This is a genomic window from Kushneria sp. Sum13 (genome assembly GCF_052692355.1).
Genome location: NZ_CP199847.1, coordinates 1583548 through 1600328, shown reverse-complemented (window position 1 = coordinate 1600328; position 16781 = coordinate 1583548). Strand labels below are relative to the sequence as shown.

At 55.9% G+C, this 16781-nt stretch carries 17 protein-coding genes; 15 read left to right on the top strand and 2 right to left on the bottom strand.

Annotated elements, in window-relative coordinates:
• The first annotated feature begins 49 nt into the window (after nucleotides 1-49).
• The 3 genes from ACUN8C_RS07560 to ACUN8C_RS07550 all read left to right on the top strand — a co-directional run bounded on the left by ACUN8C_RS07560 (nucleotide 50) and on the right by ACUN8C_RS07550 (nucleotide 3736).
• Complete coding sequence (locus tag ACUN8C_RS07560; protein ID WP_445621614.1) at nucleotides 50-1513, top strand: flagellin N-terminal helical domain-containing protein; 1464 nt, start codon at nucleotides 50-52, stop codon at nucleotides 1511-1513.
• A gap of 299 nt (nucleotides 1514-1812) precedes the next feature.
• The gene (locus tag ACUN8C_RS07555; protein WP_445621613.1) at nucleotides 1813-2490 is read left to right on the top strand and encodes an OmpW/AlkL family protein; all 678 of its coding nucleotides are present in this window, start codon (nucleotides 1813-1815) and stop codon (nucleotides 2488-2490) included.
• A gap of 253 nt (nucleotides 2491-2743) precedes the next feature.
• Entirely contained in the window at nucleotides 2744-3736 is a 993-nt protein-coding gene (locus ACUN8C_RS07550) for a GGDEF domain-containing protein (protein ID WP_445621612.1), read from the top strand.
• A gap of 75 nt (nucleotides 3737-3811) precedes the next feature.
• Here the strand turns inward: ACUN8C_RS07550 and ACUN8C_RS07545 are convergent, their stop codons facing one another.
• On the bottom strand, nucleotides 3812-4708 hold the full coding sequence (locus ACUN8C_RS07545) for an ATP-grasp fold amidoligase family protein (protein ID WP_445621611.1): 897 nt from the start codon (nucleotides 4706-4708) through the stop codon (nucleotides 3812-3814).
• Between the two features lie 575 nt (nucleotides 4709-5283).
• Here ACUN8C_RS07545 and ACUN8C_RS07540 point away from each other — a divergent pair.
• Nucleotides 5284-5616, top strand: a complete 333-nt coding sequence (locus tag ACUN8C_RS07540; RefSeq protein ID WP_445621610.1) for a flagellar protein FlaG — start codon at nucleotides 5284-5286, stop codon at nucleotides 5614-5616.
• 70 nt (nucleotides 5617-5686) lie between these two features.
• Here the strand turns inward: ACUN8C_RS07540 and fliE are convergent, their stop codons facing one another.
• Nucleotides 5687-6010, bottom strand: coding sequence for a flagellar hook-basal body complex protein FliE (fliE, locus tag ACUN8C_RS07535; RefSeq protein ID WP_445621609.1), 324 nt, complete (start codon nucleotides 6008-6010; stop codon nucleotides 5687-5689).
• 265 nt (nucleotides 6011-6275) lie between these two features.
• Between fliE and fliF the strand changes: the two genes are divergently transcribed.
• From fliF to fliP, 11 genes are all read left to right on the top strand, one after another.
• Nucleotides 6276-8051, top strand: a complete 1776-nt coding sequence (gene fliF / locus ACUN8C_RS07530; RefSeq protein ID WP_445621608.1) for a flagellar basal-body MS-ring/collar protein FliF — start codon at nucleotides 6276-6278, stop codon at nucleotides 8049-8051.
• Nucleotides 8038-9042, top strand: coding sequence for a flagellar motor switch protein FliG (gene fliG / locus ACUN8C_RS07525; protein ID WP_445621607.1), 1005 nt, complete (start codon nucleotides 8038-8040; stop codon nucleotides 9040-9042). Before fliF ends, fliG begins: the two co-directional genes overlap by 14 nt.
• Nucleotides 9035-9727, top strand: a complete 693-nt coding sequence (locus tag ACUN8C_RS07520; RefSeq protein ID WP_445621606.1) for a flagellar assembly protein FliH — start codon at nucleotides 9035-9037, stop codon at nucleotides 9725-9727. Before fliG ends, ACUN8C_RS07520 begins: the two co-directional genes overlap by 8 nt.
• 27 nt (nucleotides 9728-9754) lie before the next feature.
• On the top strand, nucleotides 9755-11131 hold the full coding sequence (gene fliI, locus ACUN8C_RS07515; protein ID WP_207771482.1) for a flagellar protein export ATPase FliI: 1377 nt from the start codon (nucleotides 9755-9757) through the stop codon (nucleotides 11129-11131).
• A gap of 61 nt (nucleotides 11132-11192) precedes the next feature.
• Complete coding sequence (gene fliJ / locus ACUN8C_RS07510) at nucleotides 11193-11639, top strand: flagellar export protein FliJ (RefSeq protein WP_108843660.1); 447 nt, start codon at nucleotides 11193-11195, stop codon at nucleotides 11637-11639.
• Between the two features lie 30 nt (nucleotides 11640-11669).
• On the top strand, nucleotides 11670-13124 hold the full coding sequence (locus ACUN8C_RS07505; RefSeq protein ID WP_445621605.1) for a flagellar hook-length control protein FliK: 1455 nt from the start codon (nucleotides 11670-11672) through the stop codon (nucleotides 13122-13124).
• 259 nt (nucleotides 13125-13383) lie between these two features.
• Nucleotides 13384-13872, top strand: a complete 489-nt coding sequence (fliL, locus tag ACUN8C_RS07500; protein WP_445621604.1) for a flagellar basal body-associated protein FliL — start codon at nucleotides 13384-13386, stop codon at nucleotides 13870-13872.
• A 6-nt stretch (nucleotides 13873-13878) separates the two neighbouring features.
• Nucleotides 13879-14886 carry a flagellar motor switch protein FliM gene (fliM, locus tag ACUN8C_RS07495; RefSeq protein ID WP_108843662.1) on the top strand — a complete coding sequence of 336 codons (1008 nt, stop codon included), beginning with the start codon at nucleotides 13879-13881 and terminating at the stop codon, nucleotides 14884-14886.
• The gene (gene fliN, locus ACUN8C_RS07490) at nucleotides 14879-15388 is read left to right on the top strand and encodes a flagellar motor switch protein FliN (RefSeq protein WP_445621603.1); all 510 of its coding nucleotides are present in this window, start codon (nucleotides 14879-14881) and stop codon (nucleotides 15386-15388) included. The genes fliM and fliN overlap by 8 nt, the downstream gene beginning before the upstream one ends.
• Nucleotides 15389-15434: 46 nt before the next feature.
• Nucleotides 15435-15980 (top strand): flagellar biosynthetic protein FliO, encoded by a 546-nt coding sequence (fliO, locus tag ACUN8C_RS07485; protein WP_445621602.1) that lies wholly within the window; start codon nucleotides 15435-15437, stop codon nucleotides 15978-15980.
• Nucleotides 15977-16759: a flagellar type III secretion system pore protein FliP gene (gene fliP / locus ACUN8C_RS07480; protein WP_445621601.1), complete on the top strand. Its 783-nt coding sequence runs from the start codon at nucleotides 15977-15979 to the stop codon at nucleotides 16757-16759. The genes fliO and fliP overlap by 4 nt, the downstream gene beginning before the upstream one ends.
• Nucleotides 16760-16781: the final 22 nt, after the last annotated feature.

The window sequence follows — 16781 nt, the reverse complement described above, 5'->3', positions numbered from 1 at the left end:
ACGCTCGCCTGCCGATATCAATGATACATTCTCGCGTTTGAGAGCGTTCATGTTCTCGATATCATCATCACCTTCTTTTTCCACTCCCAGTCAGCTGGACAAGAATCAGCGCTCATTGAATCAGGCCATTGAGCGTTTATCCAGCGGTCTACGTATTAACACCGCCAAAGACGACGCAGCAGGCCTGACCATTGCCAATCGATTTCAGGCCAACCTGAATGCTGATACGCAGATCACTCGTGGCGTGAATGATGGCGTCAGCCTGATCCAGACCGCCGATGGCGGACTTGAAAACATCAATGGCCTGCTACAGCGCTCACGTCAGCTTGCCGTACAGGCTTCCACTGGCACCCTTTCAGATTCGGACAGAGCTGCCCTGCAGCAGGAGTTTACCCAGCTCCGCACCGAGATTGATCGTATCGCCACTGAAACCACTGTCTTTGGCAAGACACCGCTGGCACCGGCAACCCCACAACCGCTACCGGTAAAACTCGGCGATACTCTCCCGGCCAGTGAAGTCCTCGAGCCTCAATTCCGACCTTATGCTTCAGGTGTGAAAAGCGTGGCCTACCTTCCGGCGGGTACACAAAATTTCAGGCTGGAAATGAATTCTCTGGCCTATGACGATGATATTCAGCTGTTCACCACGGACGGAAGGCATCTGATTGGCACTCCCCTTGCAGGAGAGAACACCGATCATGTCTGGCAACACCAGAATATATCGAGCGAGGCAGAGGCCAATCTTCTGCTCATGAATCCCTCGGAAGGTTTCAAGCCGGGCGCTCAATATGACGGTAGTGGTCTGCAGGACGGCACGGGCCAATACAATACCAATAACCTGCCCGTGACGGCCCATTACAACGGCATGCAGATCCAATGGTCGGGTGATGGTGATCGCCAGTATCCCGACACGGCCGGTCAAAGCGGCTCCAGCTTCAATAATGGCCGCATCGATGATCAGAAAAGTCAGCTTGAAGTTCTTACCGTTAATAACGTCACTGAAGACCTGCTGATCTTTGTGGTTGGAGAGGGAAATTTTAATGCCTCGGCCACCTGGGACCACATGCCGCTTGAGTACACCCCGGTACCGCCTCCCATGGGCCCGGTCAGTACCGATACGGATATCGTGGTAGGTGCCGATTTTGATCGCGTCATGCAACAGGTCACCATCAAGGCGACGCCCTCGGACAGCGAGACACTGGGGCTTAAAAACACGAGTCTCGACCCAATAGAACAGGCGCAAGCGGCCCTGGGGGCTCTTGATCGTGCCATGGATCGCGTCAGTGACTATCGTGGAAGTTATGGCGCGCTGCAAAACCGGCTTGAAGGTGTCATAGAGGCCGCTGCTGACAAACGGACGATCACGGCTGGCGCCATGTCACGCATCATGGATGCCGACTACGCCGTTGAGATTTCCAACATGAGTCGCGCACAAATCACACAGCAGGCGGGTACTGCTGTGCTGGCACAGGCCAATCAACGACTCGATAGTGTGCTTGCACTACTGCGTTAAGCCCCACTACCCAAGTCGACAGACAGGGCCCTCTTACCGCGCCTTCATTGTTGCTTTTCATCAGCCCGGCCAGCCACTGTCTGGAACATCAAGCATGTCCTGCCAGCCTCTACCCCTGGGGGCCAGCCTCTTGTTAATAGTATTTCAATATCTTCATCATTGTTACAACGCGTTAAAGAGCAGTTTGTTAGGCGCCGTTACTACTATTAACTCCTCAGGAAACTGAGGCACTCCTTTCGTTGCGGCCACCAGCCTTTTTCGAGCTGACAGGCTTATCAACGCCTTTTGGATTTTTCACCATGTACCCGGTTTCAGGACACTGTAAAACGCTGTTTGTCCTTTTTGCAGTCATTGTGTCTTGTACGCCACCCCATGCCGTGCAGGCGGCGGCACACGGTACAACGCCCTCCTCGACAGGCTGGCAACAGGGTGACTGGCTGATACGGTTAAAAGCCACCGGCGTGATTCCGGTGAATGAAAGCAGCGAGACCAGCCCATTGGGCGGGCGGCTGGAAACCCCTTCACAGGTTTTGCCAACGCTGGATATCAGTTATTTCCTGACTGATCACTGGTCAATAGAAGCGATGGCTGGCTTCATCTCGACGGATTACCGCCTGAAAGACAGCCTGCCGGGCGATTTCAAGGTCAGCCATACCAGAAGCGGTACGGCTTCACTGGTCGCTCAGTATCACTTTCTCCCCAAAGCCACTCTTAACCCATATCTGGGGGCAGGTGTTAACCATACCTGGCCCATTAGCGTCGAGTCCGCCACGGGTGTGCCAGAGATCACTACGGAATCCATTACCAGCCCGCTTTTTGATGCAGGCCTGGATTACCGCCTCTCCGAACACTGGTATGCAACCGCCAACGTTCGCTATGCGATAACGCCTGCGCAGCATTTCAGCGGCGATGGTTTTAATGCCAAAAGCGATACCGATGTGCTGGTACTGGGCGCAGGCATGGGCCTGCGTTTTTAAGCATTAAAGGACTGGGTCGAAGAGACGCCGCAAAGCACGACAGGCCCCTCAAAACATCACCGGCAGAATTGAAAATGCCGGGTATTTATGGGAATACGCCAATTCCATGCTTGATCTTACAACGCTAAGCTTTTCCAGTACGGTCAGCCGGGCCGCCTATTGCGCGGTTTTTTTGGTGCTGGCGTTGCGTCAGCGGGAAAAGTCCTATCTCTGGCATTGGCTGGGGGCAATTCTGGCCTCTCTGCTGGGCGCCATGCTGCTGGCCAAAGAGCCTACCAACCTGACGCTGCCAATGCTGGAAAGCATGCAGATCTTTACCCTTTATATGGCCAGCCTTGTATTGTCGTGGAGCGGACTACGGCGTTTTTACGGCCTTCATTTTCATGCATATGCCATTGTGGCGGTGGTCATCCTGACTGTAACGCCTGCACTAGCCTGCCTGCTGGTGCCATCGTTTGGCGTTTCAAAAACCACCGTGTCGAGCATTTACTTCCTCTGTGCGACCGCTGCTTCCGTTATGGTGGTCGTTGAGATCCTGATTGCCAGGCGGGAAGATCTCTGGTCCCAGATTGTGGTGGCCGTTGCCTTTGGCATCTATGCTCTGGGGTTTGCTCTATCTGCCGGCATGCTGATATTGACAGATATCCAGATATCGACAGAAACCGCTCGGGTAACGATTATTTTTGATCAGATCAATAGCGTTCTGGTCTATGTCGGGTATGTGGCGATGAGTGGGGAGCGTGCCAATCTACAGCTCAGACACCAGGCCGACACTGATGCGCTAACCGGGCTTTTTAATCGGCGTGGCATTCAGCATGCACTGACAAGGCTTGATTTAAAGCATCCCGATAGCACGGTATGCGTGCTTTTGGGCGATCTTGACCATTTCAAAAGAATCAACGACACGCTAGGCCATGAAGGCGGAGATGCCGTATTAAAAATCTTTGCCAGGCGTTTGAAAAACCTGATGCGTCGCGATGATATCGCTGTGCGCTGGGGGGGCGAAGAGTTTCTGGTCGTACTGACTCATACCACCATTGATGAAGCAGGTGCTTTCGCCGAGCGACTGAGAAAGCATATTGAGTCCGAGCCTTTTGTGATTTCTTCACAAGCCATCAACGTGACCATCAGTATCGGCGTTGCTGAAATTGAAAGGCCTCAGGAGACGTTTGACAAGGCCATTGGACGCGCTGACGGCGCCCTGTATCAAGCCAAGCATGACGGACGCAATCGCGTCTGCCGCTAGTGTTGCAAACCTGCAAAACAAGGCTCATTGCAGTGCAGGTTCGCTCGAGCCCCTTTCCTTATCGAGACCCTATCCTCAGTACCGATTACCTTCCATGTCTTCATAGCCAAAGTCTTTGGTCATTGGACGATGATCGAACAGCTCGCCCCAGGCCCGATCGTGCGCCGCTGACCGGAAGTTTTTCATGCCGCCGGTAGGCGTAAAGGTAATTTCGCCGAAATAGATCGCATCGCGCATCAGATAGAAATCAACGCGTGCAAAACCAAAGCCTTCGGACAGCTTGAGTGCCAGTTTCATGGCGCGATCCAGCTGTGCCGGTTTCTCGATCGGACAGTCGGTATTGAAACGCTCGTTTACGACATCCACAAGATTCCAGTCCTGATCATAGTAATCGACATGGAAATCGGTGAAACGATCATGCGTGACTTCAATAAAGACTTTTGGCGCCTGCCCTTCTGTACGAAAACAGTAAAACTTGTAGTCCTTGGGAATTTTGCCGTTTTCATCGAGCAGCAGCTTTTCACACATCAAGCGAGGGGTGATGCTTCGGTAGTGAAGCTCCCGGCTATCACGATAGAAGTTGCTGGCCAGCCAGTGGTCACTGAGACGCCGTATCAGATCAAAGCTGTACTCGGCCTTGTTACGCACTACCAGGTTGTAGCCAGAGCCATGGTTGGCCTTGAGTACAAAGCTGCTGGGAAGCCTGTCGTAATCGTGCTGGGTAAAGGGCTGAGAAATTGGATACAGCGGCAACAGGGTCTCGTTACCAATCTTCTGGCGGACGTAATCACGCACCAGCAGCTTGTCACTCAGCGGTGAGAAAATGGGCTCGGGATGCAGGCGCCGATAGCATATTTTTTCATTGAAGGTTTCAGGGTTGACCAGGTTGGGCCTGGCGCCAAAATGCTTCTGGTAGCGGTGCGCAATATAAAGGCGATCCGGTATCCAGCGTGAAATACTCCTTCGCATCATGCGCAGCAAGCTTTGGCGCCTTTGAGGAAGAAGCTGTTTTTTATCGGTGTCAAAACCCTGCATCTCTGCTTTGGCGTGCTGACTTGTTGTTGGAAATACGTGTAATTCCGCCATTGCCGTCCCCTGCGAGGTCAACTGATATTTCAATAAGTAACTTTGACTACGCAAAAGGTAAAACGAGTAACCAAAAGAAAGTGTGCCGTAGCGCGCATGGTCCCTGGTTCTACCTGATCTTGTGGCGAGCTGGCGAAACGAATGGCTTACAGAGTGTCATGAGTCATGGGTTGTAAACGACTCAGCTTCAGCCTGACATCAAGAAATCGCATAATATGTTGTTTTTATTAAGATTAATGGCAAATAAAACCAGAAAAAGAACTGATATATTGCTTTTTGTATTGCAAAACACCTTGTTTCTGCGGCTTAAAAGACGTCTTGAAGCTCTGAACAATCAGGTGCTAATTCATATTTTTTCATGATTTATTGTATCAGGATTTTTTTATATAAAAGCGTTTCAGCACAATTTTGTTAGCAGCTTCGACGGCATTTGACAGCAACCCCGGAAAGGGAGCATCACCATGATCATTACCCCCACAGCTTCGGTCGCCACCAGTACGGCATTATCCAGCAAGACCGTTATGGCCGCATCGGCGTCGATGACGCCGATATCCGTGACTTCAACGCCGCCGGATAACACTACGGGCCTTGAAAAGGCCGTGAAACAGCTGAATCAGAGTTTCACATCGATTGGCATAGAGCTTGATATTCATGACGATAGCGGCCGGGTCGTAACGCGCGTGATCGACCGGGAAAGTGGTGATGTGATTCGCCAGATGCCAACGGAAGAGGTGCTTCATATGGCACGTCTGGCGACGTATCAGAAGGGCCGGCTGCTGCAGACCACCGCCTGACCCCAAAAGAATCAAAATGATGAACATGCACGGGCCATGCAAAAGCGCCCGTGCACTGCCTTCTTGAGGCTTATACCTGCATGCTCATGATCTCGCGATAGGCGCTGAGAACACGGTTACGCACCTGGATGCCCATCTCCATGGAGACACTGGCTTTTTGCATATCGACCATGACATCGTTGAGTGCCACATTGCTGTCACCGCGTGAAAACGCCACAGCCTTGGCTTCAGAAGCCTGCTTCATACCATCAATTCGGTCGATCGCTCCCTTGAGTTCCCCTGCAAAACTAATCCCGCCTGTCTGCTGGGCAGCATTGTAATGACCGCCTGCCTGCTGCGCCACGCCCTGCATCTGCTGAACCAGGGCCTGAAGGCCCGCTGCTGCCACTGACATTTGAGTAACCTCAAGAGAGTAAAGGTAACCGAAAGTAAATTTTGTCACCGAATGCAGCGCAGCTTAAAGACAAAGTGCTCCTGTCGATTGTTCTAAATAGTGAAAAAAACAACGGCTATTCGGTCCTTCAATCCTGTTACTTCCCGTAATAATGACGCCACTCCCGGTATAGGGCGCCACCGTTCCCGGTGCCCAGCGCATAAAAGAGTCTGCCGATGCCCATCGAGCTGAACCCGCGTAACACCAATAACTCTGAGGCGATGTGATGAGTGCTCAAGCAACACAAGGCACCGATCAGAAGCTGTCCGGACTGATGGATCGCCTCAAGGCCAATCCGCGTCTGCCCCTCATTGTGGCTGGCGCTGCTGCCATCGCGATTCTGGTCGTGCTTTTTTTATGGGCGCGTGCACCCGACTATCGCGTGCTGTTTTCCAATCTGAGTGACAGCGATGGCGGTGTCATCATCGCCCGGCTGGATCAGATGCAGGTGCCCTATCGCTTCTCGGAGGGCGGTCAGGCCATCTTGATTCCCGCCGAAAGCGTTGAGCAGACCCGGATGGCACTGGCCAGCGAAGGGCTGCCCAAGGGCGGCGGCGTTGGCTTTGAACTTATGGATGGCCAATCCTTCGGGATCAGCCAGTTTGCCGAGCACGTCAATTATCAGCGTGCTCTTGAAGGCGAACTGGCCCGTTCCATTGAATCGATCGATTCCGTGCAGACCGCCCGCGTGCATCTGGCGCTGCCACAGGAATCTGTCTTTGTCAGGGACCGCCGCCAGCCGTCAGCCTCGGTCATTCTGACCCTTTACCGCAATCGTGCTGTCAGTGAAGGCCAGGTCAACGCCATTACGCACCTGGTATCGGCCAGTGTCTCGAATCTGCCGGTCAATCAGGTCACCGTAGTAGATCAAAACGGTAATCTGCTGTCACAGCCGGCCGGCAACGATACGCGTAACCTCAACGATGCCCAGCTCAAGTACACAGCTCAGGTAGAAGAAAGCTATCGCAAGCGTATTGAAGCACTGCTTTCAACGATCGTGGGACACAGCAACGTACGCGCTCAGGTCACCGCCAGTATTGATTTCTCTGTGGGGGAACATACGCAGGAAACCTATGACCCCAACCAGGACCCCAATCAGGCGAGCGTGCGCAGCATTCAGTCCAGTGAAAGCGAACAAAGCGGCAGCAGTGGTATTGGCGGTGTTCCTGGAGCACTGAGCAATCAGCCTGCACCTACCGTGGCATCACCGGTGGAAAATGCAGCAGCTGCCAATGGGCAAAATCAGAACGCTCAAAATCAGAATCAGGGTCAGGGACAAAACAACGCGCAAAACGCAAACGGTCAGGACAATACGACCACTCAGGCGCCAACCGGACCCCGCTCTACCTCGCAAAGCAGCACGACCAACTATGAAATCAATCGTGTCATTCGCCATGTGCAGGAAGACACCGGTCAGGTTCAGCGTCTTTCCGTCGCGGTAGTGGTCAATTACCGCAACAAGACAGGCGAAGATGGCCAGACCGAGATGGTTGCCCTCTCCGAAGACGAGATGGCTCAGATTCAGCGTCTGGTCCGCGAGGGCATGGGTTATTCCGAGACACGCGGCGATTCGCTTGAAGTGGTCAATGCAGCCTTTAGTCAGCAGGCTGAAGCGCAGGCACCGACGCTTGCCTGGTATGAAAACCCCGAGATCATCTCGCTGGCCAAAACGCTGGGCCGCTATCTGTTGATTGCGATTGTCGCCTTTATCCTCTGGCGCAAGCTGCTCAAGCCTATGGTCGAGCGTCAGCGCAGTCTGATGGTACCGGCGGGCAGCCATGGCGAAGTCGGCAGCGGCGGTACCCTGCTTGCAACCGCCGGCGATGACGAGGACGGAGAAGATGTAGCGGAATCCGATATCGCCGAACAGATCGCGAAAAAGCAGAAGCGTCGTGCCCGTATCGAACATGAAACCCTGTTGGGCACGGTTCGTGAACAGGCTCAGAAAGACCCCAGAATGGTCGCAATGATTATCAGAGGCTGGATCAATGGCAAAGACTGAAGGCAATGAAGAAGGCATCGAGCGTAGTGCCATTCTCATGATGGCGCTGGATGACGATACGGCTGCCGAAGTCTTCAAGCACATGTCACAGCGTGAGGTTCAAAAGGTGGGTCTGGCCATGGCCAGCCTCACCCAGCTCACCAACGAGCGTCTGATGGAAGTGCTCAGGCAGTTTGATATCGAAATCGAAGAGCTTGGCGGGCTCAACCTGCAGTCGAGCGACCATATTCGTTCGGTGCTGGTCAAGGCACTGGGCGAGGAACGGGCATCCAGCCTGCTGGAAGATATCTTTGAATCCGGTAACGATTCCGGTATTGATGCGTTGAATTTGATGGAGCCCAGCGTGGTCTCCGAAATGATCCGCGATGAGCACCCGCAGATCATTGCGACCATCATGGTTCACCTTGAGCGCCACCAGGCCTCGGAAGTACTGTCACGCTTTGATGAAGGGCTGCGCAACGATGTGGTACTGCGTATTGCCACCTTCAGTGGTGTGCAGCCGGCCGCCCTTCAGGAGCTGACCGAAGTCCTCAGCGGTCTGCTGGATGGCCAGAACCTCAAGCGCAGCAAGATGGGCGGCGTAAGAACGGCAGCCGAAATCCTCAACCTGATGAACACCACTCAGGAAGAGAGCGTTATCGAAAGCGTGCGCCACCACGACGACTCCCTGGCACAGCAGATTCTGGACGAGATGTTTGTCTTCGAAAATCTGGCCGATGTCGACGACCGGGGCATCAAGCGCATTCTGCAGGATGTCGACAGCAACTCGCTGGTCATTGCGCTCAAGGGTTCGCCGGAAGAGCTTCGCGACCGCTTCCTGTCCAACATGTCCTCGCGTGCCGCGGAGCTTTTGCGCGAAGACATGCAGATGCGCGGACCGATTCGTCTGTCGCAGGTCGAGGCCGAGCAGAAAAACATCCTGCAGCTGGTACGCCGTCTGGCCGATGCCGGCGAAGTAACCCTGGGAGGTGGCGACGACGCCTATGTCTAGGTCGAACGATCACTCATCGTGGCGGCGCTGGGAAATGGATCGTCTGGAAAGGCGCGAGGCGCGACAGCCCGCGCCTGAGGTGCTGGAGAAGCACAACATTCCCCAGCGCCGGGCAGAAGACGACATACGTCGCGAAGCTTTCGAGAAAGCCCGCAAGGAAGGCTTTAAACAGGGCCAGCGCGAGGGCCATGAGGCCGGGTATGCCGCAGGACTGGAAAGCGGCCGGGAACAGGCGCATCAGGATTATCAGCTCGAGCTTGAGTCGCGCCTGCACGAGGCACTGGCGCCGGTGGCGGACATGGTTCATGCCTTTGATACGGCTGCCGGAAAACTCAAGGACGATATTGCCTATACCCTGGTCGAACTGGCGCTGGAGACCGGCCGCCAGCTGGCCGGGCGGTCGCTGGAGCTGGCGCCCGAACATATTCTTGATGACATCGAAAAGCTGATGATGGAACACCCGACCCTTGGGGGATCACCGCGCATTTGTGTCCACCCCGATGATCTGGTCATGGTCCAAAAGCAGCTGAGCACCCTTCTCGGTGATGTTGGCTGGCAGCTCAAAAGCGATGTCTCCCTGTCCCGCGGTGACTGCCGACTGGAAACCGATCAACTTGAAATCGATGCCACTCGCGACGACCGATGGGAACGTCTGCGTCACGCCGTCGGCCATGGCAAGCATTGATGAACCCAGAGACAGGAGGCAGCGCCCATGTCATCAAATAGTGATGCCATGCTCAACCAGTGGAAACGCACGCTGGAAACTGCCACCCGACGTGTGCAGAAACTGCCGACCAATCGCGAACGTGGTCGGCTGACGCGCGCCACCGGGCTGGTACTGGAAGCGGTTGGTCTGCGTCTGCCGCTGGGATGCAGCTGCATGGTCGAGCTGGCCGATGGTCAGGGAGAAACCGAAGCTGAAGTGGTCGGTTTCAATGGCGATCGTCTTTTTTTGATGCCTTTGGTCGAAACCAGCGGATTGGTGCCCGGCGCCCGTGTCTGGCCGGCCAACCCTCGCCCGGGTGCCGGTCAATCCCAGAGCAAGCAACTGCCGGTTGGAGACGCCCTGCTTGGGCGCGTCGTGGATGCCCGTGGTCGGGTACTGGACGGCCGTGGACCACTGATCGAGCCGGATAACGTCTCGCTCAACTCCCCAACGCTTAATCCGCTGCAGCGTGCTCCCATCGAGGAAGTGCTCGATGTTGGCGTGCGCGCCATCAACGCCCTGCTGACTGTCGGGCGTGGTCAGCGCCTGGGCCTTTTTGCAGGCTCGGGCGTGGGCAAGAGTGTGCTACTGGGCATGATGGCCCGCTACACCCAGGCGGATGTCATCGTGGTGGGTCTGATCGGCGAGCGTGGCCGTGAGGTCAAGGACTTCATCGAAAACATTCTGGGCGCCGAGGGTCAGCGCCGCGCCGTGGTCGTGGCCGCTCCGGCCGACATGTCACCGCTGCTGCGTCTGCAGGGGGCTGCCTATGCCACACGTCTGGCAGAAGACTTTCGTGACCGTGGCAAGAACGTACTGCTGATCATGGACTCCCTGACCCGCTACGCCATGGCCCAGCGTGAAATTGCACTCGCCATCGGCGAGCCGCCGGCAACCAAGGGGTACCCGCCCTCGGTCTTTGCCAAGCTGCCTGCCCTGGTAGAGCGTGCCGGCAACGATGCCCCGGGCAAGGGCTCGATCACCGGATTTTATACTGTTCTAACCGAAGGCGATGACCAGCAGGACCCGATCGCCGACGCGGCGCGCGCCATTCTTGACGGGCACATTGTACTGTCCCGAAAGCTTGCCGAAGCGGGTCACTATCCGGCCATCGATATTGAAGCATCAATAAGCCGTGCAATGACGGCGCTTATCGACGAACCACATTTCGAGTGCATCAAATACTTTAAGCAGATGTTGTCACGCTATCAGCGCAACCGCGATTTGATCAGCGTAGGGGCCTATGCCGCAGGCAGTGATCGATTACTGGATGAAGCCATCAGGCTCTATCCGGCACTGGAAGCCTTCCTGCAGCAGCGCATGAGTGAGCGCGCCGATGTCGAGCATTCCGTAGAGGGGCTCAAGTCGCTTTTGACCTCATAGCGTCCGGGACACTGCACACAAGCCAGCCATCGGGCTGACTGCCACTGATACTGAGGGGACCATGTCCAATCATTCATCACTTGAAATGTTGATCGAGCTGGCTGAAGGCGATCGTGATGCTGCAGCCAAACTGCTGGGCCAGCTGCGCTCGGCCCATCAGCAAAGCCATACACAACTCGAGATGTTGAGTGATTATCGCAATGATTATCTGCGCCGCTTCGAGCAGGCCATGCAGCGTGGACTGACCATGGCCTCCATTCAGAACTATCAGCGCTTTTTATCGTCGCTCGATCACGCCATCGAACACCAGCGCCAGCAGGTCAATCAGCATGAGGGCCGCATTACGCGTGGCATGACGAACTGGCAGCAGCAGCAAAAGCGGGTGAATTCCTATGACGTCCTGATCAGTCGGCGCCGTCAGGAAGCAGAACACCGCATGAACAAACTCGAACAGCGCCAGAGTGATGAATATGCCAGCCGGGCAACGTCTGCGCTGGGTGGGTTCTAACCACGTTTTTTCTGTCAGGAAACATGACACATGCTGACGCCAGTCAACGCTCAGATCACCTCCCAGAGCTCTGCCAGCGCCACCCCGAAGGGCAGCGAGGGCGATAGCGGTTTCGGTGCCCTTTTAAACGATACAAAAGCACGTCGTCAGAGCGATACCGAGTCCTCAAAAGCAGGCCCGGACGACCGCACCTCCACGGTCTCCCGACAGCAGACTCGTGCCGATGACGCGGGCTCAAATCCAAAAGGCGCTGCGCTGCGCAAAGACAGTGGCGCCAGCATCGCTGCCGATCCCAGATCGCGCCCGGCGGGCAATGCCCGTCAAACGTTGTCCAGTGCCCTTGAGCAGCTTCAGGGCAATCGTCTTGAAAGCCGTGAGCGTCCTGATGAGGCTGCTGTACAGCGCGGCACTGACCGAGCTCGTGCGACCCTGGCCAATCAGAAAGGGGGAGATGAATTACGCCAGGCAAGGCTTGCAGCACTGTCAGGCGAGCGCCAGCCCCTTGAGGCGTTAAAGGCTGAACGTGCCGGCAGTTCCCTGTCGAACATTGGCAAATCAATTGCCAGCCGCACTGATGCCAAGGCCGATACGCTCGATGAAAAGGGCAAGCGCCTGACACAGCATGATCAGACAGAAGATGCCAGCACGCTCTATGCACTGGTCGATACCGGCCTGATGAGTCAGACGCCGCAGGCACAGAAGCCAGGCGCCGGTCGTGAAGGTGGCCTGCCTGCCCGAGGCGTCATGCTCGAGCAGGGTCTTCGGGGTCGTGACAGCTCGAAAACGGATACCACACTGGCCTTGTCTGGCGGCCGTGATCAGGACAGCGTCAGAAGTGACCGCCTGTTTGGCGAGATTCTTTCACAGCGCGACGGATCTGCTTTCCGAGTATTTGGATCGAGCTCTGACGCAACGATGGGTACTCAGGCAACAACGCCTTTGACCAACGACAGTCCGCTGAACACCCTGTCTGCCCTGACGGGTCAGTCAGGCGCCAACTCTATGGCGCCCGGAATAGCCCAAGCCGTCACAACGGCCACGCTGCCTGCCATGGACAGTGATCAGTGGAGCTCGGCATTTGAGCGCCAGGTGATTAATCTCAGCATGCGTGGTGGCGGTGAAGCACGACTGAACATGAACCCGCTCGAGCTGGGGCCGCTGTCCATTTCTCTGAAGATGGGTGAACAGAGCGCTCAGCTGCATATTGCCTCACATCATGCGCAGGTTCGTGCTGCCATTGAAGCCGCCCTGCCCCAGCTTCGCGAGGCCTTTAGTGCCAGCGGCATTGAGCTGGGTCAGACCTCGGTCAGTGATCAGGGCAGTTTTCAACAGGGCGGCTTCCAGCAGCAGGAAAGAACGCCCGGCGCCCTGGCTTCACGTGACGACTCAAATGCCATTACGGGCATTGATACCGATGCCGAGGTAATCTCGATCAGCGCCCTGCCGGGACGCTCGCTTAATGGCGGCATTGATCTTTTTGCCTGATTGTCCTTTAAGGATCGGATAGAAGGTCCTGCCGGGCCGCACTGGTATCTGCCAGCGCGGCCCTTTTATTTTGTTGATCGTTTGCAACAGACACGGCCCTGGATTTCAAAACGTTGAGATAACCGTCTGAGACCGCGCTATTTGATCCATCGTTTGCCGCGCCAATCCGTACCATGGCATCAACCCGAACACGCCATGACACACGATGTTACGGATTAATGGACAAGTGTTCTTAACCCTACTGGATTGATCTGACGCCATGACGACTTCTACCGCAACGCCTCCGGCCAAGACCGGCAGTAAAAAACTTCTCTGGATCATCGTCGCGCTGCTGGTCGTTTTGGTAGGCCTGGCGTGTGCTGGAGGTGCCTGGTACTTTCTCAAGGGAGATACCTCCGCTGAGGCACACGTGGCCGAGCAGGCTCCCCCGGCGCCCGTTCCGGTGTTTGTTGAGCTCAAGCCCTTTACCGTAAACCTCAACGATGGCAGTGGCCGCATTCTTTATATCGGTATCACGCTCAAGGCAGAGGGCGAAGAAGCCGCTGCTATCCTGAGAGAACAGATGCCCGAGGTTCGCAATCGTATTTTGATGGTGCTGACCGGCCAGCAGGGTGATCAACTGACCACGCCCGCCGGCAAGCAGGCACTGGCACAAGCATTGATCGGTGCCTTCGAGCAACCGTTCAATGGCGATACAAGCAGCGTCGCGGTAAGCGATGCCCTGTTCACCGATTTCATTGTTCAGTAGGTCCCCATGGCAGATGACATGCTGTCCCAGGAAGAGATCGACGCACTCCTCAAAGGGGTAAGCGGCGAGGAAGAAGAGACGCGCTCCGGGGACATTGGCACCAAGCGTATTCGCCCTTTCGATCCAGCCAATCAGCAGCGTGTGGTACGCGGTCGCCTGCAGTCGCTCGATATCATTCATGAGCGCTTTGGTCGCCGCTTTCGCATGGCGCTGTTCAACCTGATCAGACGTACGGCGGACATTACGGTAGGCCCGGTCAAGATTCAGAAATACAGCGATTTCACGCGCAATCTGCCGGTGCCCGCCAATATCAACATGATCGCCATCAAGCCCCTCAAGGGCAATGCGCTGATCGTGTTTCCACCGAATCTGGTCTTTCTGGTGGTGGACAGTCTCTTTGGCGGAGATGGCCGTTTTCTGACCAAGTCGGAAGGCCGGGAATTTACCCATACAGAGCAGCGGATTATCCGGCGCCTCTTGAATCTGACACTGGAAAGTTACGCCGAGGGCTGGCAGTCCATCTACCCGGTGGAGCTTGAGTACCAGCGCTCGGAGATGCAGGTGAAGTTCACCAACATCACCAACAGCTCCAATGAACTGGTGGTTAACACCACCTTTCATGTCGAGGTAGGCGCCTTTGGCAGCGATTTTCATATCTGCATGCCCTACTCGATGATTGAACCCATTCGCGAGACGCTTTCGGGGCCGCTGCAGCGTAACGACCCGGAAGAAGACCGCGAAAGGATGCAGCGCCTTGCCGGTGAGGTGAAATCCTCAAGCGTGGAGCTGGTCGCGGACTTTACGACGATCGAGACCACTCTGAACAAAATCTCGAAGCTGTCGGTGGGTGATGTTCTGCCCATCGACCTGCCTCAGGACATTAACGTGCGCGTCGACGGTGTCCCGGTCATGGCCTGCGATTACGGCAGCCTCAATGGCCAGAAGGGTCTGCGCGTCAAAAGATTGATCGACCATCGTCCCATCGATGCCCACAGGAATACGCATCATGACTGATCCCAAAAACCCGGATTCACCCAACGACAAGTCTGAAGAGATGCCCGATGACTGGGCCAGTGCCATGCAGGAGCAGGGTGCTGCCAGCGATGAAGACGATATCGACTGGGGCTCGGCTTTTGCAGAGACCGGCGAAACCCCGGAGCATACTCTGGAAGAGACGCCTCCTGTGGCTGCGGCACCACCTGCCAGCGATCTTATTTTTCAGCCCCTGTCGGGTACTGACGCACACGGTCAGTCGCGCGAGCTGGATGTCATCATGGAAATTCCGGTCACGCTGTCGGTCGAGCTGGGCCGTACCCGCATGACCATCCGCGAGCTGCTGGACCTGGCCAAGGGATCGGTCGTCGAGCTTGACGGTCTGGCCGGTGAGCCCATGAACATTCTGATCAATGGCTATCTGATTGCGCAGGGTGAAGTGGTTGTGGTGGAGGACAAATATGGTATTCGTATTACTGATATCATTACGCCATCCGAGCGCATTCATAAGCTTAATCGTTGAAGTCATGCCTCGCTCGTGCTAAGTCGTGTCCCTTGAATGAAACGATATGAGTCATCCCATGACCGACAGCCACACGCGCGAGGCAAGCATCTCGCCTTTTCTGGAAAGCCCGGGGCACACGGCCAACGGCCCGCTGGATGCCGCGGCTTTAAAAAGCGCCCACCAGATTGGCAGCGCGCACGTCGCTGTTGAGCCTGCAACGTCATCTCCTGCCTTTGCTCAGGACAATGGTCTTGGTATCGCGGGACTGGGTAAAACGGCGCTGGGTCTGGCACTGGTACTTTTGCTGATCTGGGGGCTGGCCGCCATCATCAAGCGGCTCGGGCCGGGCCGACGCCTGAAGGGACAATCCCTTCGTATTGTGGCCAGCCAGAGTGTCGGCGCGCGCGAGCGCGTAGTGGTTGTGGAAATAGAAAACACCTGGCTGGTCCTCGGCGTGACCCCCGGCAGCGTTAATCGCCTTCATGAGATGCCGGCAAAAGCTCAGGAACCTTTGAACAGTGCCGGCACTTCTGTCGATCAGGCCACACGTCCTGCCTTTTCCGAAAGCTTCAAGCGTGCGCTGTCACAGCGCTTTGATAGGCGCCCATGACTCATTCTGCCCTGCCCCGTCTGTCTTACCGGGTTCGACACGCTCTACCGGTATTGCTGCCAATACTGGCCACGCTGGTATCGCTGCCGGCCCACGCTTCGGCCGAATTCCCGGCCATGACCAGCCAACCGCTCAACGGTGGCGGCCAGTCCTGGAGTCTCTCCGTCGAGACGCTGGTCCTTTTAAGCTCCATGGCCTTTCTGCCGGCCGCGCTTTTAATGATGACCGGCTTTACCCGCATCATCATCGTGCTGGGGCTTTTGCGAAGTGCACTGGGCACCCAGTCTTCGCCTCCCAATCAGGTACTGGTCGGTCTGGCACTGTTCCTGACGTTTTTCGTCATGTCTCCGGTCTTTGAACAGATCTATGAAACAGCCTGGCAGCCGCTGTCAGAGGGTAATATTGGCATGCCCCAGGCCATTGAAACCGGCAGCCAGCCCCTGCGTGAATTCATGCTGCACCAGACGCGCGAAACCGACATTGCCATGTTCGCCGGCATTGCCAACATGCCGCCACTGGAAGGCCCGGAAGACGTGCCCATGCGCCTGCTGCTGCCTTCCTTTGTCACCAGTGAACTGAAAACTGCCTTTCAGATCGGCTTTACGATTTTCATTCCCTTTTTGATTATCGATCTGGTCGTGGCCAGCGTTTTGATGGCGCTCGGGATGATGATGGTGCCGCCTGCCATCGTGTCGCTGCCCTTCAAGCTGATGCTCTTTGTGCTGGTCGATGGCTGGGGGCTTCTGATGGGGTCACTGGCGCAAAGTTTTTACATGTAGGCATGCCAGTGACAGGCAGGCG

Bases quoted from the DNA above. Each gene is read 5' to 3' on its own strand.
- fliG (WP_445621607.1), top strand. From the start codon at position 8,038: ATGGCAAAGACTGAAGGCAATGAAGAAGGCATCGAGCGTAGTGCCATT.
- ACUN8C_RS07505 (WP_445621605.1), top strand. From the start codon at position 11,670: ATGCTGACGCCAGTCAACGCTCAGATCACCTCCCAGAGCTCTGCCAGC.
- fliM (WP_108843662.1), top strand. From the start codon at position 13,879: ATGGCAGATGACATGCTGTCCCAGGAAGAGATCGACGCACTCCTCAAA.
- fliN (WP_445621603.1), top strand. From the start codon at position 14,879: ATGACTGATCCCAAAAACCCGGATTCACCCAACGACAAGTCTGAAGAG.
- fliL (WP_445621604.1), top strand. From the start codon at position 13,384: ATGACGACTTCTACCGCAACGCCTCCGGCCAAGACCGGCAGTAAAAAA.
- ACUN8C_RS07550 (WP_445621612.1), top strand. From the start codon at position 2,744: ATGCTGCTGGCCAAAGAGCCTACCAACCTGACGCTGCCAATGCTGGAA.
- ACUN8C_RS07520 (WP_445621606.1), top strand. From the start codon at position 9,035: ATGTCTAGGTCGAACGATCACTCATCGTGGCGGCGCTGGGAAATGGAT.
- fliJ (WP_108843660.1), top strand. From the start codon at position 11,193: ATGTCCAATCATTCATCACTTGAAATGTTGATCGAGCTGGCTGAAGGC.
- ACUN8C_RS07540 (WP_445621610.1), top strand. From the start codon at position 5,284: ATGATCATTACCCCCACAGCTTCGGTCGCCACCAGTACGGCATTATCC.
- fliE (WP_445621609.1), bottom strand. From the start codon at position 6,010: ATGTCAGTGGCAGCAGCGGGCCTTCAGGCCCTGGTTCAGCAGATGCAG.
- fliP (WP_445621601.1), top strand. From the start codon at position 15,977: ATGACTCATTCTGCCCTGCCCCGTCTGTCTTACCGGGTTCGACACGCT.
- ACUN8C_RS07560 (WP_445621614.1), top strand. From the start codon at position 50: ATGTTCTCGATATCATCATCACCTTCTTTTTCCACTCCCAGTCAGCTG.
- ACUN8C_RS07555 (WP_445621613.1), top strand. From the start codon at position 1,813: ATGTACCCGGTTTCAGGACACTGTAAAACGCTGTTTGTCCTTTTTGCA.
- ACUN8C_RS07545 (WP_445621611.1), bottom strand. From the start codon at position 4,708: ATGATGCGAAGGAGTATTTCACGCTGGATACCGGATCGCCTTTATATT.
- fliO (WP_445621602.1), top strand. From the start codon at position 15,435: ATGAGTCATCCCATGACCGACAGCCACACGCGCGAGGCAAGCATCTCG.
- fliI (WP_207771482.1), top strand. From the start codon at position 9,755: ATGTCATCAAATAGTGATGCCATGCTCAACCAGTGGAAACGCACGCTG.
- fliF (WP_445621608.1), top strand. From the start codon at position 6,276: ATGAGTGCTCAAGCAACACAAGGCACCGATCAGAAGCTGTCCGGACTG.